Source organism: Amycolatopsis sp. NPDC039088 (genome assembly GCF_055598845.1).
This window is the reverse complement of record NZ_JBVKAE010000028.1, coordinates 18064-32062: the sequence shown is the minus strand read 5'-3', so window position 1 is coordinate 32062 and position 13999 is coordinate 18064. Positions and strand designations below refer to the sequence as shown.

The window sequence follows — 13999 nt, the reverse complement described above, 5'->3', positions numbered from 1 at the left end:
GGACAGGGGCGCGCCGCGGCCACGAGGGACCCGGCGGGCCGTGAATGGCCTTGTCCGACGAAGCGGCAGGACGCCGCCTCGTTCCAGGAGGATCCAGATGAGGGTCTTTATCAGCTATGCCCACGACACCGAGGGCAGGAAGGTCGCTCAAGCGCTGGCCGAAGCCCTGCGGAAGCGTGGGGTCGACGTGCTCTGGGACCGCGATCTCCCCGAGGGGAATCCCGTCTCCCTGCCGGAATGGATCGTCACCTCGGTGACGGCCTACCCGGTGCTCTGCGTCTTGTCACCCGATTACGTGCTGAGGTTCGGCGCCGGTGACGGCACGGCCGCGCGCAAGGGTGTCCTGTTCGAAAGCCGGGTGCTGCAGCGCCGGATCTACGACCACACCGAGCCGGGTGGCTGTCCGGTCATCCCGGTCGCCGATCTCGGTTTCTCCGCCGACCTCGCCCCGGTCGTGCTGAAGAACCTGGTGATCTCGCGGTTCGACCCGGACACCGAGGACGGCCTGGAGCAGATCGTCCGACGGCTGCTCGCGCTGAGCCCGGTGCCACCGGCGGCGCGGCCCCTGAACCCGCCGCCCGAGGTCGGCGAGGAACTGGCGCTCGTGCACGACCTCGAGGCGGCCGCGCCGTCGTCGGCCGCGGGACCCGCGCTCGTGCACGACTGGCTCGCCGTCGTCGCCGAGCTGAGCCGTGCGGACCTCGTCCGCGCGCTGCCCGCGGTCGAGCGGATCGTCAAGGCCGCCGGGGACGCGGAGGCGATGAGACGGGTGACCGAATGCTGCCTGCGCGCTCTGCCCGACGGGACGCTCACGGCCGACGACCGCTGGACGAAGGCGTGGCTGCTCCTGCACTGCCAGGCCTGGCATCTGCACCGCATGCACGAACTCACCGCCGCGGTGTCCACTGTGGACGAGGGGATCCGGCTGGCCAAGGAGTGCGGTGACGGCTGGATGGTCGCCTTCGGCAAGCGGCTGCTGGCGACCCTGCACGGCGAACTGGCCGAGGTTTCGCGGTCGGACGCCCGCAGGCACCACCTGGCACAGGCGGTGGACTGCGCCAAGGCGGCGAGCGCGATGTTCCACGCGCTGGATCCCGCCGGTGACGAGTACGGGGCCTGCCGCACCGTCCTCGCCTGTGTCTGGTTCACGCAGTACCGCCTCGACCGGCGGCGCTCGGCCTTGAAACGGGCGAACAAACTGGCGGGGCAGGCCGTCACGTATCTCCCCAAGGACCGGACCCGCGAATACCACGAACTCCTCATCCTCCGGGTGCGGATCTCCATCGCCCGCGGCGAACTCCCCAGGGCGAGGGAACTGGTGGACAAGGCGCTCACGTCGCTGGCCTGCCACGCCGACCACGGCGCCTCCTACACCGAACTGCTCGGCTCCGCGCATCTGGCCAGGGCCGAATTGAGACTGAAGGAGAGCGGTCGTGACGCCCCGGCGAACGCGGCGAGGGATATCAGCCTGGCGTTGAAGTTCTTCGACGAGATCTCGCTGCCCTACGCCTCGGCGACCTGCCGGTGGCTGCTGGCCAGGCTCGTACCGGAGACGGCCGGGGTCGAACGCGGCGACATCCGGATCTGCGAGCGTCTGTTCGCGGACCCGAGGGTGCGGTTGCGCGGCCTTGAGGAGCGGAGCCGCCGGATCGGGGAACGCGTCGGCGGGCGCTGGACCCGGCGCTCCGAATGGAAGGAGATCGCGCGCAAGCTGCGCAGTCAGGCTTGATCAGCGGTGAAGGACGGCCAGGCGTTCCCGCACCCGCTCGGCGTCGGCGAGCCGGTGTTGGGCGACGTAGAGCTCGTAGGTCCGCTTGAAGTGCTCCGCCGCTTCGTCGAGCTTGCCGCTCGAGAACTGCGTTTCCGCGAGGTGTTCGGTCACCTCCGCGGCGAAGAACCTGTTGTCCTGCCTCAGACTGAGTTCCAGCGCGCGCAGATAGGAGCGCTCCGCCTCCTGGGGGAGGCCGACGCCGCCGGCGATGGAACCGAGATTGTCCAGGGTGACCGCGACCCCGCTGCCGTTGCCGTGCCTTTCGTGCAGGGAAAGTGCTTTGGACGCGTACTCGCGGGCCCGTTCGTGGTCGCCCAGTTCCGTGTACTGCCGCGCGACCGCGTTCAGCGCGTGCGCCTCGCCCACCTGATTGCCCGCCCGGCGATACAGTTCGAGCGCCTGTTCGGCATGCCACAGGGTGTTCTCGGGATCCGCCCGGCGCGCGTGGGCGCGGGCGAGGTCATGGTGGGTGTGCGCCTGTTCCTCGGGCCCGTCCGCGGCGGCCAGCGCACGGGACAGCCACTTCAACGCCTCGTCGAGTTCGCCCGCCCGGGTGCAGGCCCTGCCCAGTTGCCGCTGGGCGAGGACACGCATCACGGGGGAGCCGAGGCGCTCGGCCGCGTCGACACCGAGTCGCGAGGTCTCGACGTTGTCGTGGACCAAGCCCTGTCTGTGCTGGTAGGTGTCGAGCGCGCGGGCGAGCCACCACACCTGCTCCGGGAGGTCTTCCGCGGCGGCCAGCCGCTGCATGGCCGGCAGGGTGCGGTGCTCGGCGGCGAACCACTCCAGCGCGGCCGCTTCGCCGGCGAACTCGAGGGCGTCGACCCCGCGTCCGGGAACGGGCGGCGCGAGCCTGCCGCGATACGGGTAAAGCAGGCGATCGGCGTTCAGCGCGGTGTGGAGGTAGAAGTCCACCGCGCGCCTTTTCGCCGAGATGAGTTCGGCCGTCGGATCGATCCGCTCCGCGAGTTCACCCGCGTACCGGTGCACGAGATCATGCATCCGATAGCGCTTCGGAAAGTGTTGGTGCAGAAGGCTTTTGAGATCGAGGGAGCGCAGAAGCGCGGTCGTCCGGGCGGTGCTCAAGGCCAGCAGGCTCGCCACGGCCGCCTCGTCGAATTCGGGCTGCGGGAGAAGACCGAGCAGCCGGAAGCCACCGGCCTCGTCGAGCCCCAGCCCACGGTAGGACCACGAGAGGACGGTCCGCAGGTCGGCCGATCCGTCACCGGCGTCGAAGACGTCCAAGCGGCTGCTGCCGCCTCGCAGTTCATCGGCCGTCACGGCAAGGGGCAGGTCGGGCCTGCTCGCCGCGCGCGCCGCGATCAGCGACACGGCCAGCGGCAGTCCCGCCGCGTGGGTGAGCAGGAGGTCGGCCGCTTCCGGTTCGGCCAGGACCCGGTCCGCGCCGATCTGGTGTGCCAGCAGGTCATGGGCTTCCGGCGTCGACAGCGGGTCGAGCCGGAGCGATGTCGCGCCGCGAAGCCGGAGACCGGCCATGTTCGTCCTGCTGGTCACCAGGACGGCGCAGGAGCGGGTGCCGGGCAGCAGCGGTGCCACCTGCGCGAGGTCCGCGGCGTTGTCGAGCACGATGAGCGTCCTCTTGCCGGCGAGCACGCTGCGGTAGAGCGCCGAGGCGGAACGCTCGTCCGTCGGGAGCGCGGCCGGTGCCACCCCGAACGCCCCGAGGAAGGAGTGCAACACCGACAGCGCGGACGGCGGTTCGGTGGGCCGGTCGAAGCCACCGAGGTCGGTGTAGAGCTGGCCGTCGGGGAACCGGTCCAGATGGTGGTGCGCCCAGTGCAGCGCGAGGGTCGATTTCCCCACCCCGCCCGGCCCTTCGATGACCACGACGGACGCCGGGTCGGCGAGCGGGCCCAGCGTTTCGGTCAGGACGGCGGTCTCGCTCTCGCGGCCGACCAGCCACGGCGGCGGGAAGGGCAGCTGTCTCGGGACGATCGTCGGGTTCGGGGGATACGCGTCGGCGGTCATGTCGCGGCCTTCCCTCGCCCGGCGTGCCTCGGCCTGCCTTTCGATGGTTCCGCTTGCGGGGCGGGCACACAGCACCTGGACGGGTGCACTTTCGGTGGCTTTCGGTGTATCCACTCGGAGCCGGTCGTGATCGGCACCCGTAAGGTGGAGGGCGTGCGTCTAGCTCGAATTGCTCATCCCGGTGGTGTCGCGTTCGCTTCGATCGAAGGGGACGGCGACGACGCCCAGGTACTGGAAATCGCCGAGCACCCCTTCGGCAACCCCAACTTCACCGGCAAGCGCTGGCCGCTCGCCGACGTCCGGCTGCTCGCGCCGATCCTCCCGTCGAAGGTGATCGCGGTCGGCCGCAACTACGCCAAGCACGCCGCCGAGTTCGGCAACGAGGTCCCGGCGGACCCGATGCTGTTCATCAAGCCGTCGACCACGGTGATCGGCCCGAACGCGCCCATCCGTCGTCCCGACGGCATCGGCCGCGTCGACTTCGAGGGCGAACTGGCGATCGTCATCGGCCAGCCGGTGAAGAACGTGCCGGCCGCCCGCGCGGCGAGCGTGATCCTCGGCTACACCGTGGCGAACGACGTCAGCGCGCGTGACCTGCAGAAGGCCGACGGCCAGTGGGGCCGGGCGAAGGGTTTCGACACCTTCTGCCCGCTGGGCCCGTGGATCGAGACCTCGATCGACGCGGCCGACCTCGCGCTCAGGTCCGAGGTGGACGGTGTCCTCAAGCAGGACGGCCGGACGTCGGACCTGGTGCACAAGATCCCCGAGCTGGTCGAATTCGTGTCCGGGGTGATGACCCTGCTGCCCGGCGACGTCATCCTGACCGGCACTCCCGAAGGCGTCGGCCCGATCGAGGACGGGCAGTCGGTGTCGATCACCATCGATGGCATCGGCACCCTGACGAATCCGGTCCAGGCCGTCTGACCAAGTGCCATGAAAGGTCCTTTCCTCGCAAAATTTGCCAGGAAAGGACCTTTCATGGCGTCCGGGACCTAGCTCCCGGCCGGCTCCATCGCCCGCCGCGCGAAAGCCGGGGCGTGCTCGGGCCGGAGGCCGAGGCCCAGCAGCCGCGCGGGGAAGTAGGACAGCGCGGGGAAGCGCCTGAACAGCTTCACCATCACGGCGGGCGGGCCGTCGCGCCTGCCCGCCATGACCGGCTGCATGATGTTCTTGTGCAACAGCCGTTGCAGCCCCTGCACCATCATCGTCGGCGCGAGACGGCGCTTGCGGACCTTCGCCAGGTCCGCCGCGGACGGCCTGCCCCGGCGCAGCGGTTCGGCGAGCAGGGTGGCGGCCGCGACCGCGTCCTGTACCGCGAGGTTGATGCCGACCCCGCCGACCGGTGACATCGCGTGCGCCGCGTCGCCGATGCACAGCAGCCCGTCGAGATGCCATTTCCGCAGCAGGTTCAGCTTGACGTCGAGGAACTTGATGTCGTCGGTCGTCTTCAGCTCGTCCACGCGATCGGCGAACTCGGGGCAGACGTCGGCCACGTTGTCCCGGAACCATTCGATGCCCTTGGTCCGCAGGTCCTCGCCCTTGGGGCCCAGGTAGGCGACCTGGAAGTAGCCCTTCCTCGGCAGCGGCACGGCGAACCGGCGGTTCCGCATCTTCGGGGTCAGCATGCCCTCCCCTTCGCCCTCCCGCCGCGAGATCCGGAACCACCACGCGTCGAACGGGGTGCCGTACTCCTTCGGTACCAGCCCGGCCTCTCGCCGGGCCAGTGACCAGCGGCCGTCGGCGGCGATCACGAGGTCGGCGCGTAGTTCGCCGGTCTTTCCTTCGACGTCGCGGTAGCGGACCCCGGTCACCCTGCCCCGTTCCAGGATCAGCCCGGTCATCTCGGTGCTCTGCCGCAGCGTGAACGTGGCCTCCTTCGCGCCGGCGTCGGCGAGCAGGTCCAGGAAGTCCCACTGCGGGACCATCGCGATGTAGGGGTGCGCCACCTTCAGCCGGGTCAGGTCGGCCAGCCGCATCATCGTGCCGTCTTCAGCGGGGAAGCCGGCGTAGGAGATCTCACTGTGCGGCAGGCTGAGGAACTTCTCGCCGAGCCCCAGTTCGTCCAGCAAGGTCAACGTCGACGGGTGCACGGTGTCGCCGCGGAAGTCCCTCAGGAAGTCCTTGTGCTTCTCCAGCACCGTGACCTCGACGCCCGCCCTGGCCAGCAGCAACCCGGTGACCATGCCGGCGGGGCCACCGCCGACGACCACGCAGTTCGTGCGTTCGTTCATCCGTCCCACCCCTTCGAATCCCTTATTCATCACCTGTTGAATAAGCTCAGCATGCACCTGTCCGGCCGGTGCGTCAAGCGCCATCCGGACGGAGCCGCCGATCGGGCGCGGGACGGCCGTGGGCGGTGCGGTGGTGATCCGCGAGCGGCCGGGATTCACCGTCCAAATAGGACTTCGGTCCGGCGGGATCGGTCCCGGAAGGACGGTCGAAGAGGGACGCGGATGAAGGTGCCCTTGTGGACGGTCCGGGTCCCAAGTCCCGTAAGGCTTTCGTGTCCGTTACGGGGTGTGCGCGACCTCCCGGGCCCGAAATGTGCCGAACGGTGACCTTTCACTCGGTCGTCGTCGTTCGGCGTTGCCCGGTAACTAAAACACGACATCTCACCAACTGGGAGTAGAGTGCCCGCGCCGGAACAGAGCAGCTTTAATCACCTCATCGGCAGAGTCGCGATCGCGCTGGGTGCCCTAGCCTCACTTGGTGGATTTCGCTCTCGTGCCCCGGACCCCGTCACGAACCGCGCCCGCCGTTCCGGACGGAGCCCCTTGGGAGCCCCCGGAGTTGCGGTTGGTGTGTCTCGACATCGACGACACCTTGATCGACTGCACGGCGGCGATCCGGCTCAGCCTGCGCGCGCTCACCGGTCAGAACGACCTGTGGCCACTGTGGGATCTCATCACCGAAGAGCACGTCGCGCTGGTGGTCGCGGGCGAAATCGATTACGCGACCATGCATCACAAGCGTACTGAATGCTTCCTCGCGGAGATCGGCATTTTGGCCGACGAAGACCAGGTCACCGGCTTTGAAAGACGCCGACGTGAAATTCTCGCGCGTTCGTGGCAATTGTTCGATGATGTCCTTCCGTGTCTGGAATGGCTACGCGCCGCCGGTGTCCTCGTCGCGGCCGTCACCAACGCGTCCGGGGTGCATCAACGCAAGAAGATCGCCGATCTCGGCCTCGCGCGGTTCTTCGACCACGTCGCCATCGCCGGTGAACTCGGAGTAGCCAAACCCGATCCGGTGATGTTCCACTCGGTCTGCCTCGGTCTCGGCTGTGACCCGGCACAAGCGGTCCACGTCGGGGACAAGCTCGACACCGACGCCATCGGCGCGCGCGACGCCGGCCTGGGGGCCGTCTGGCTCGACCGGGACGGCATCGCCGAGCGCGCTCCGGCGGGCGTGCACACGATCTCCGGCCTCGACGAGCTGCCTGAGCTGCTCGTTTCCGAGTTCGCGAAGCTCGGCGTCCCGGCCCAGCGCGCTACGGAGACCCCCGCTTTCACGGTCCGGAACGGCGTGCTCTAGTATTCTTTCTCGTGCGGCACCGAGCCGGTCAAGGTCGGAACGGTACCTCACTGGGGTATGGTGTAATTGGCAGCACGACTGGTTCTGGTCCAGTTAGTCTAGGTTCGAGTCCTGGTACCCCAGCTGGAGAACTCTCCGGAGTGAAACACAGAGTGACCCCCCTGCGAAGGCGGGAAACCCGGTCTGGTAAGTTTCTCCGCAGCAACACGGCAAGTCAACAACTGAAAACCTCCTCTCGCAGGAGGAAAATTCCTAGCCCCCGTCGTCTAGCGGCCTAGGACGCCGGCCTCTCACGCCGGTAGCGTGGGTTCGAATCCCATCGGGGGTACGTACAGCTTCAACCCGAAAGGTCCCGACCGAACCGGTCGGGACTTTTCGCATTTCGGCGGAAGCCATCGCGTCGCCGATCTTTTCCGCGGCTACCGCTGTTTCCGGTACCAGATCGACCGGCGGTCCGAGGTGATCGCACTGTCGTCCACTGTGGTCATGTGACGGAATCGTTGCGACGTAAGAAGAATATCGGCGACCGCGGGCTAGTGGTCGCGGCCTGCGGTACCGCGGGTGCGGTACGCCGATGACCGCCGGAGGCTGACGCCGCGGAGGGTCAGGACGGGAAGGCTGGTCGACGACCGTCCTCCTTCCCGAAAGGCTTTTCACCGTGAGTTCTCTCGCACGTTGGAGCTTCCAGAGGCGCGCATGTGGACCTCACCTACATCGGCGACGCTCTCCGGCTGACGGTGACCAACTCCGCGTCGCCGGGCCACCGTGGATCCGGCACCGGGGACGGGCCCTTGGTGACAGCGCGAAAGCGCCGATCACGATGATCGGCGCTTTCTGCTGGTCCCTCGCCTTATTCGGTGGTGCGGCCGGGTCAGCCGGTGCAGCCGGGTACCGCCGGGGCGCTGCCGACGCAGTTGCCGGGAGTGTTGGCGGTGATCGGCGCGTTGTTCGTGGTCATGGTCCCGTTGCTCCGGAAGACCCCGCCCGCGGTCAGGAGGGCGTGGTTCACGGTCACGGCGGTCTGGGTGATGGTCGTGGCCGTCGAGTCGACCGCGGCGATCCCGCCGCCTTGCGCGCCGGTGTTACCGCTGATGAGCATCGGGCTGCCGGTGACACCCGTCGTGGTCAAGGTGCCGCGAAGACCGTTGTAGATGCCGCCGCCCTGGAGCAGCGAGGTGTTTCCGATGACGTCACTTCTGGTGAACGACGCGGCGGGCGGGGTGCCGGACGGGGTGTCGACGTTGGCGAGGCCGCCGCCCGCGAGAGTGGCCTGGTTGCCGCTCAGGCTGCTGCTGGTGAGCGTCACGGCGCCACGGTTGAGGATGCCGCCTCCGGCGCCGACCACGTTGCCGTTGGCGAAGGTGACCGAGGTGGTGAGGGTGAGGTTGCCTGCCGCGCCGACTTCGGCGATCCGGAAGGGGAGCACCGCGCTCCGCGTGACGGTCGCCGGGCCGAGCAGTTCGATCGGCGTGGTGATGACCGGCAGGCCGTTGTCGGGTCCGCCGTGCGCGGACGTCAGTGCGTAGGTGCAGCCGCCCGCCAGCGTCAGGGTGTCCTTGTCGACGGTGGAATTGGCGAGGTTGATGGCGTCGACGAGGGCGTTTTCAGAGCATGCCACGGGAATGGTGGTCGCCTGGGCCATCGGCGCCAACGCGATCATTCCGCCGGTCAGGATGGCGGCGCCGGTTACGGTCCGCAGAACGCTACGGCTTCTTCGCATCATTTCTTCTTTCCTGGAGAAATAGCCAAGTTCGTTATCACGAAAGAACGGAAAGTCATCCGATGCAGCCGGGGACCGGCGAGGGGCTGCCCGTGCAGTTGGTCGCGGTGTTGGCTGTCACCGTGGAGGTGTTCAAGCTCGCCGAACCCGCCGCGTAATAGATCCCGCCGGGATTCGTCGTCGCCGCGTTGGAGGTGACCACGCTGCTGGTGAGGGTGAGCGTCCCGTTCACACTCGCGATACCGCCACCCTGACCGGCGGTGTTGCCGTCGACCGTGCTGCTGGTGAACGTCGCCGCAGACGAGGTTCCGCTGCTGGACAAGGCTCCGCCTCGGCCGTTGGCGGTGTTGCCGGACAACGCGCTTCCGGTGAGGGTCACCGCGCCGAAGCTGAGAATGCCGCCGCCGTCGTTGCTGCCTGCGGTGGCCGCGTGGCCGTTGCCGAAGGTGACCGCCTTGAGTGTGATGCCCCCGGTGGAAGCGACCTGGCCGATGCGGAACGCGGCCGCGGACGAGGCGCGGGTGATGGTGTTGGCGTTGCCGTCGAGGGTGATGGGCGTGGTGATGATCGGAAGCCCGGCCGGGCCGTGCACGCCGTCGTCACCATGAGCGGCGGTGAGGGTGTAGGTGCAGCCAGGGGTCAAGGTGACGGTGCCCCCGCCTGCCGCGTTGGCCGCGTCGAGCGCGGTGATCAACGCCGCTTCGGTGCAGGCGACGGATTCGGTACGGGCCTGCGCCGGAAGGGGCAGGAGAACGGCCGATCCGGCCGCGAGGACCATGGCGCCGGCAAGGGTGGAAACAGTGCGATTGTGTCGCATTTCGACTTTCCTGGATCCGAGACCGATGGTGGAGGAGCAAGAAGCTCAAACGTCCCGCTGGAAAGCGGTCATCGGTGGTCGATGAAACGACCGATTCCGACCCTACTCCTGTCGGCCGGAAATAGATACCGAGCCGCTATTCGACGGTGCGGAATTCGTAGCGGCATTATCGGGCGACTGGGCTGAATGAGTTCAGCATCGAAATTCCGGCGCCGGTCCGGCATGAAACCGGCCGATGCCGGGTACGCGGTCGGTTCGGGAGAAAGTCTGAGAGGAAAGGAGCGATCGTGACGCACACCGAGACCGGCGAGATCACCGGCACCAAGGACAAGCACTACAACCTCATTTGGTTCACCGAGGCCTGCCTGTCCAACGCGCTGCGCATGGAGGCCTACGCGAAGGACGCGGACCGCGACGGGGATGAGGAACTGGCCGGATTCTTCCGCCGCGCGCAAGAGGAGAGCCGCAAGGGTGCCGAACAGGGCAAGAAGCTTTTGGCCAGCCGCTTGTCCCAGTAGCGGACGCGAAAGAGATGCCCGGCACGGCAGGTCCGTGTCGGGCATCGGTCGTACTGGAACAAATCGAGGGCGCGGGGAGCCGCCGGGCGGACCGCCCGGCGGCTCCCCGCTGTGCGTGCGGGCTACGCGGCTACTGTTCCTTGCGCTCGCGTGCCTCGGCCAGATCGGCCTCGGCCCTCGCGCGGTCCGCCTGTGTCTCCTTTTCGGAGACCTTCTCCTGCGCGGACGCCTTCTCCTGCTGTGCCTTGCCTTCGCGCTCCAGCGAGTCGTTGCCGGTGAAGGTGCCGGCGGTCTCCTTGACCTTGCCCTTGATGTCCTCGACGGCGCCCTTGACGCCTTCGGCGGACGCGTCGCTTCGGTCGGTCATCTGCGCCTCCTTGAGGGTGTGTCGTGGGGCCGCGTGTTTTCGGGCCCGGTCGGCGAGTACCCGGAATCGGGACGACTATGCGGCGGCCACGTTTGGGTTACGTGATCCGGGTTACCCCGGAGTATGGGACCAGCCTGATGAGCGCTACCGGCGGTGAACTACTGCTGGTACCGGAGAGCCGCCCGGAGTCGACGGTGCTCACGGTGACCGGCAGGCTGAATCGGGCCAACTGCTCTCAACTGCGTGACGGGCTCTTGAAGGTCGCCACCGGATCTCCGGAGTTCGTGATCGCCGACATCGACGGGCTCACCATCCGCGACCGTTCGCTGGTGAACGTGTTCGCGGTGATCGCCCGCCGGATCAGCGACTGGCCGGGAATCCCGTTCGCGATCGTCTCCTCCTCGCCGGCACACCGAGTGCTGCTGGTGTCCACGGCTGTCGACAGGTTCGTGGCCGTTCACCCCGATGTCGTGACAGCCGAACGGGAACGGGATCATCCGCCGCGGCGGCAGGCGGTGCAGGATCTCGTCGCCACGGACGTCGCTTCCGCGCTCGCCCGGCGCTTCGTCGCCCGGATCTGCGAGGAGTGGCGGCTGACCGAGTACGCCGACGACGTGGCGCTGATCGCGACCGAACTCGTGGAGAACACGATCCGGCACACCGTTTCGCGGCCGAAACTCAAGCTGGAGCTGCGCCGCGGATCGCTGTCCGTTTCCGTCGCCGACGACGACCCGCACGAGGCCGTGCTGCTGGAACGGCGGAACGCGGGCGTGCCGGGGATGGGACTGAGACTGGTCGCCGAGACGGCACGCGTTTGGGGCTGCAGCCGGTCCTGGTGGGGCGGGAAGGTCGTCTGGGCCGTGTTGAACGTGCGCGGCCCGCCATGGCGTCGTATGGGTGACTGGGCGCGCGGCGGACCATGAACGTTTACGCCGTCTTGATCAGGGAACACCCCTGGGACGGAGGTGAACGATGGCTCGAACGAACGGCCCTGCCTGGCGCGAGCCGACCCTTGCCACGCTCACCGATCGGCGCTTCTCCGACGACGCCTGGATCTTCGAACGGAAGCTCGACGGCGTCCGGGCGATCGCCGTCCGGAACGGTGCCACCCCGACGCTTTATTCACGCAATCACAAGGTGATGGACGCCGCCTTCCCCGAGATCGTGGAGGCGCTGGCCGACCAGGGCGGGCCTCGATTCGTCGCCGACGGCGAGATCGTCGCGTTCGACGGCGCCGCCACCAGTTTCGCCGCTCTTCAGCCCCGTATCCACCTCACGAGCCCGGAGCGTGCTCGCGCGACCGGCGTCAAGGTCTATTACTACCTGTTCGACCTACTTCATCACGACGGGACCGACGTGGCGGCGATGCCGCTGCGCGAGCGGAAGTCGCTGTTACGGAACGTGTTCGAGTTCCGGGACCCGCTGCGGCTCTCGGCGCACCGGAACCGCGACGGCGAGGAATTCTTCGAGCAGGCTTGTCGAAAAGGCTGGGAAGGGCTGATCGCGAAACGCGCCGACTCGCCTTACCGATCCGGTCGAACGCCGGACTGGCTCAAGTTCAAGTGCGCGCGGGGCCAGGAATTCGTCATCGGCGGCTATACCGATCCACAGGGCTCCCGTGACCGCTTCGGCGCGCTGCTGCTGGGCTACTACGACGACGTGGGCTTGCGCTACGCCGGAAAGGTCGGCACGGGCTTCGACGAGAACCTGCTGACGTCCCTGCACGCGAGGCTCAGCGAACTCGGGACGGCGGAGCCGTCGTTCGCGGACCCGGTCCGCGAACGCGGAGTGCACTGGGTTCGCCCGGAACTGGTCGGGCAGATCGGTTTCTCCGAGTGGACAAGGGACGGCCGCCTCCGGCATCCGAGGTTCCTCGGCCTGCGCACCGACAAGAAACCGGCCGACGTGGTACGGGAGGGGCCATGATCGCTCATGGGGACAAGGTGTTCTACCCCGCCGACGGGCTGACCAAGGCGGACGTCGCCGAGCACTATCGAACGGTCGCCGGCGCGATGCTCCCGCATCTGCGGGGCAGGCCGTTGACCCTGCGCCGGTTTCCGGACGGTATCGACGGTGAAGGGTGGTTCCAGAAACACCCCGGCAAGCATTTCCCGGACTGGATCCGCGTCGGAAGGGTGCCTCGCCAGGACGGTGGCACCGACGAATACGTGCTCTGCGAGGACGTCGACACGCTGCTGTACCTGGTCGGCCAGGGCACACTGGAGTTCCACGTCTGGCTGTCCACAGTGGACGCGCCGGACCGCCCCGATCGGATCGTCCTCGACCTCGACCCGCCGGACGGCATCCCGGTGAGCGCCCTGCGCGAGACCGCTCGCCGGATCCGTGACCGCTTCACCGAGTCGGGGCTGACGGCGTTCGTCCAGACGACGGGTGGCCGCGGCTTCCATGTGGTCGCGCCGCTCGACGCCGGATCCGACACCGACACCGTGCTGACCCTGTCGCGCCGGATCGCCGACAGGGTCGCCGAAGCCGACCCCGAACGGCTCACCACCGCCCAGCGCAAGGACAACCGAGGCGAGCGGATCTTCCTCGACGCCAACCGGAACGGCTACGCGCAGACGTTCGTCGCGCCGTATTCACTCCGGGCGAGGCCGGGTGCGGCGGTGGCCACCCCGATCGAGTGGCGAGAACTCGGCAAGGCGTCGCCGGACGGCTGGGACCCGGCGAAACTCCGGCGGCGACTGTCCCGTAAGGACGATCCGTGGCGGGACATCGCCGACCACGCCGGATCGGCGAAGGCCGCGCTCGCGGAACTCGGCCCGTGACGGGTGAATTGCCCGCCCTGATTTGACCGATTCCAGACAAGCTCTTATCGTCGTCGGTGATGTCGGACTTCGAGGCACAGCTGCGGGCCGTCTCGTTGCGCGTGACCCGGCCGAGGTTGGCCGTGCTCGCCGCGCTGCGCGACCACCCGCACGTCGATACCGAAACGGTGATCGCGCTGGTGCGGGCCGAACTTCCCACGGTCTCGCACCAGGCGGTGTACGACGTCCTGCGCGCGCTCACCGAAACCGGCCTGGTCCGGCGTATCCAGCCGGCCGGTGCGCTCGCCCGCTATGAAACCCGGGTGGGGGACAACCACCACCACGTCGTGTGCCGTTCCTGCGGCGCGATCGAGGACGTCGATTGCGCCGTCGGCCACGCCCCCTGTCTGACCGCCTCGGACGGCCACGGTTTCGTGGTCGACGAGGCGGAGGTCGTCTACTGGGGTCTTTGCCCTGGCTGCGCGGCCGAACCCATCCAGCGATGATTCGCCTGCTCG

The 13999-nt window shown here is 68.2% G+C and carries 13 protein-coding genes and 2 tRNA genes; 10 read left to right on the top strand and 5 right to left on the bottom strand.

Annotation, left to right across the window (positions count from 1 at the left end):
* Positions 1-97: 97 nt before the first annotated feature.
* Positions 98-1729 carry a toll/interleukin-1 receptor domain-containing protein gene (locus tag ACZ7KI_RS30560; RefSeq protein ID WP_470276511.1) on the top strand — a complete coding sequence of 544 codons (1632 nt, stop codon included), beginning with the start codon at positions 98-100 and terminating at the stop codon, positions 1727-1729.
* Here the strand turns inward: ACZ7KI_RS30560 and ACZ7KI_RS30555 are convergent, their stop codons facing one another.
* Entirely contained in the window at positions 1730-3760 is a 2031-nt protein-coding gene (locus tag ACZ7KI_RS30555) for an ATP-binding protein (protein ID WP_470276510.1), read from the bottom strand.
* A 153-nt stretch (positions 3761-3913) separates the two neighbouring features.
* On the opposite strand from ACZ7KI_RS30555, the gene ACZ7KI_RS30550 reads away from it, so the two are divergent.
* Positions 3914-4684 carry a fumarylacetoacetate hydrolase family protein gene (locus ACZ7KI_RS30550; RefSeq protein ID WP_465461107.1) on the top strand — a complete coding sequence of 257 codons (771 nt, stop codon included), beginning with the start codon at positions 3914-3916 and terminating at the stop codon, positions 4682-4684.
* Between the two features lie 68 nt (positions 4685-4752).
* Here ACZ7KI_RS30550 and ACZ7KI_RS30545 read toward each other — a convergent pair whose 3' ends face one another.
* Positions 4753-5991 (bottom strand): FAD-dependent oxidoreductase, encoded by a 1239-nt coding sequence (locus ACZ7KI_RS30545; protein WP_470276509.1) that lies wholly within the window; start codon positions 5989-5991, stop codon positions 4753-4755.
* 568 nt (positions 5992-6559) lie between these two features.
* Between ACZ7KI_RS30545 and ACZ7KI_RS30540 the strand changes: the two genes are divergently transcribed.
* The 3 genes from ACZ7KI_RS30540 (at position 6560) to ACZ7KI_RS30530 (ending at position 7622) form a co-directional block, all read left to right on the top strand.
* Positions 6560-7294 carry an HAD family hydrolase gene (locus tag ACZ7KI_RS30540; protein ID WP_470276595.1) on the top strand — a complete coding sequence of 245 codons (735 nt, stop codon included), beginning with the start codon at positions 6560-6562 and terminating at the stop codon, positions 7292-7294.
* 51 nt (positions 7295-7345) lie between these two features.
* Positions 7346-7417: transfer RNA gene (locus ACZ7KI_RS30535), tRNA-Gln, on the top strand.
* Positions 7418-7549: 132 nt separating this feature from the next.
* Positions 7550-7622, top strand: a tRNA-Glu gene (locus ACZ7KI_RS30530).
* A gap of 543 nt (positions 7623-8165) precedes the next feature.
* Here ACZ7KI_RS30530 and ACZ7KI_RS30525 read toward each other — a convergent pair.
* Together ACZ7KI_RS30525 and ACZ7KI_RS30520 are read right to left on the bottom strand one after the other, a co-directional pair.
* Positions 8166-9017, bottom strand: coding sequence for a hypothetical protein (locus ACZ7KI_RS30525; protein WP_470276508.1), 852 nt, complete (start codon positions 9015-9017; stop codon positions 8166-8168).
* A gap of 52 nt (positions 9018-9069) precedes the next feature.
* Complete coding sequence (locus ACZ7KI_RS30520; protein WP_470276507.1) at positions 9070-9831, bottom strand: hypothetical protein; 762 nt, start codon at positions 9829-9831, stop codon at positions 9070-9072.
* Between the two features lie 287 nt (positions 9832-10118).
* Here ACZ7KI_RS30520 and ACZ7KI_RS30515 point away from each other — a divergent pair, with 287 nt between their 5' ends.
* Entirely contained in the window at positions 10119-10349 is a 231-nt protein-coding gene (locus ACZ7KI_RS30515) for a hypothetical protein (RefSeq protein WP_208616240.1), read from the top strand.
* A 130-nt stretch (positions 10350-10479) separates the two neighbouring features.
* Here ACZ7KI_RS30515 and mbp1 read toward each other — a convergent pair whose 3' ends face one another.
* Positions 10480-10716: a microaggregate-binding protein 1 gene (gene mbp1, locus ACZ7KI_RS30510; RefSeq protein ID WP_470276506.1), complete on the bottom strand. Its 237-nt coding sequence runs from the start codon at positions 10714-10716 to the stop codon at positions 10480-10482.
* Positions 10717-10853: 137 nt separating this feature from the next.
* Between mbp1 and ACZ7KI_RS30505 the strand changes: the two genes are divergently transcribed.
* The 4 genes from ACZ7KI_RS30505 to ACZ7KI_RS30490 are packed head-to-tail and all read left to right on the top strand — an operon-like array spanning position 10854 to position 13987.
* Positions 10854-11639: an ATP-binding protein gene (locus ACZ7KI_RS30505; RefSeq protein WP_470276505.1), complete on the top strand. Its 786-nt coding sequence runs from the start codon at positions 10854-10856 to the stop codon at positions 11637-11639.
* Positions 11640-11688: 49 nt separating this feature from the next.
* Positions 11689-12642: a non-homologous end-joining DNA ligase gene (gene ligD, locus ACZ7KI_RS30500; protein ID WP_470276504.1), complete on the top strand. Its 954-nt coding sequence runs from the start codon at positions 11689-11691 to the stop codon at positions 12640-12642.
* Positions 12639-13502 (top strand): non-homologous end-joining DNA ligase, encoded by an 864-nt coding sequence (ligD, locus tag ACZ7KI_RS30495; RefSeq protein ID WP_470276503.1) that lies wholly within the window; start codon positions 12639-12641, stop codon positions 13500-13502. Before ligD (ACZ7KI_RS30500) ends, ligD (ACZ7KI_RS30495) begins: the two co-directional genes overlap by 4 nt.
* Positions 13503-13561: 59 nt before the next feature.
* Positions 13562-13987, top strand: coding sequence for a Fur family transcriptional regulator (locus ACZ7KI_RS30490; protein WP_465461097.1), 426 nt, complete (start codon positions 13562-13564; stop codon positions 13985-13987).
* The last annotated feature ends 12 nt before the right edge of the window (positions 13988-13999 follow it).

Bases quoted from the DNA above. Each gene is read 5' to 3' on its own strand.
- ACZ7KI_RS30560 (WP_470276511.1), top strand. From the start codon at position 98: ATGAGGGTCTTTATCAGCTATGCCCACGACACCGAGGGCAGGAAGGTC.
- ACZ7KI_RS30555 (WP_470276510.1), bottom strand. From the start codon at position 3,760: ATGACCGCCGACGCGTATCCCCCGAACCCGACGATCGTCCCGAGACAG.
- ACZ7KI_RS30545 (WP_470276509.1), bottom strand. From the start codon at position 5,991: ATGAACGAACGCACGAACTGCGTGGTCGTCGGCGGTGGCCCCGCCGGC.
- ACZ7KI_RS30525 (WP_470276508.1), bottom strand. From the start codon at position 9,017: ATGATGCGAAGAAGCCGTAGCGTTCTGCGGACCGTAACCGGCGCCGCC.
- ACZ7KI_RS30520 (WP_470276507.1), bottom strand. From the start codon at position 9,831: ATGCGACACAATCGCACTGTTTCCACCCTTGCCGGCGCCATGGTCCTC.
- mbp1 (WP_470276506.1), bottom strand. From the start codon at position 10,716: ATGACCGACCGAAGCGACGCGTCCGCCGAAGGCGTCAAGGGCGCCGTC.
- ACZ7KI_RS30505 (WP_470276505.1), top strand. From the start codon at position 10,854: ATGAGCGCTACCGGCGGTGAACTACTGCTGGTACCGGAGAGCCGCCCG.
- ligD (WP_470276504.1), top strand. From the start codon at position 11,689: ATGGCTCGAACGAACGGCCCTGCCTGGCGCGAGCCGACCCTTGCCACG.
- ligD (WP_470276503.1), top strand. From the start codon at position 12,639: ATGATCGCTCATGGGGACAAGGTGTTCTACCCCGCCGACGGGCTGACC.
- ACZ7KI_RS30490 (WP_465461097.1), top strand. From the start codon at position 13,562: ATGTCGGACTTCGAGGCACAGCTGCGGGCCGTCTCGTTGCGCGTGACC.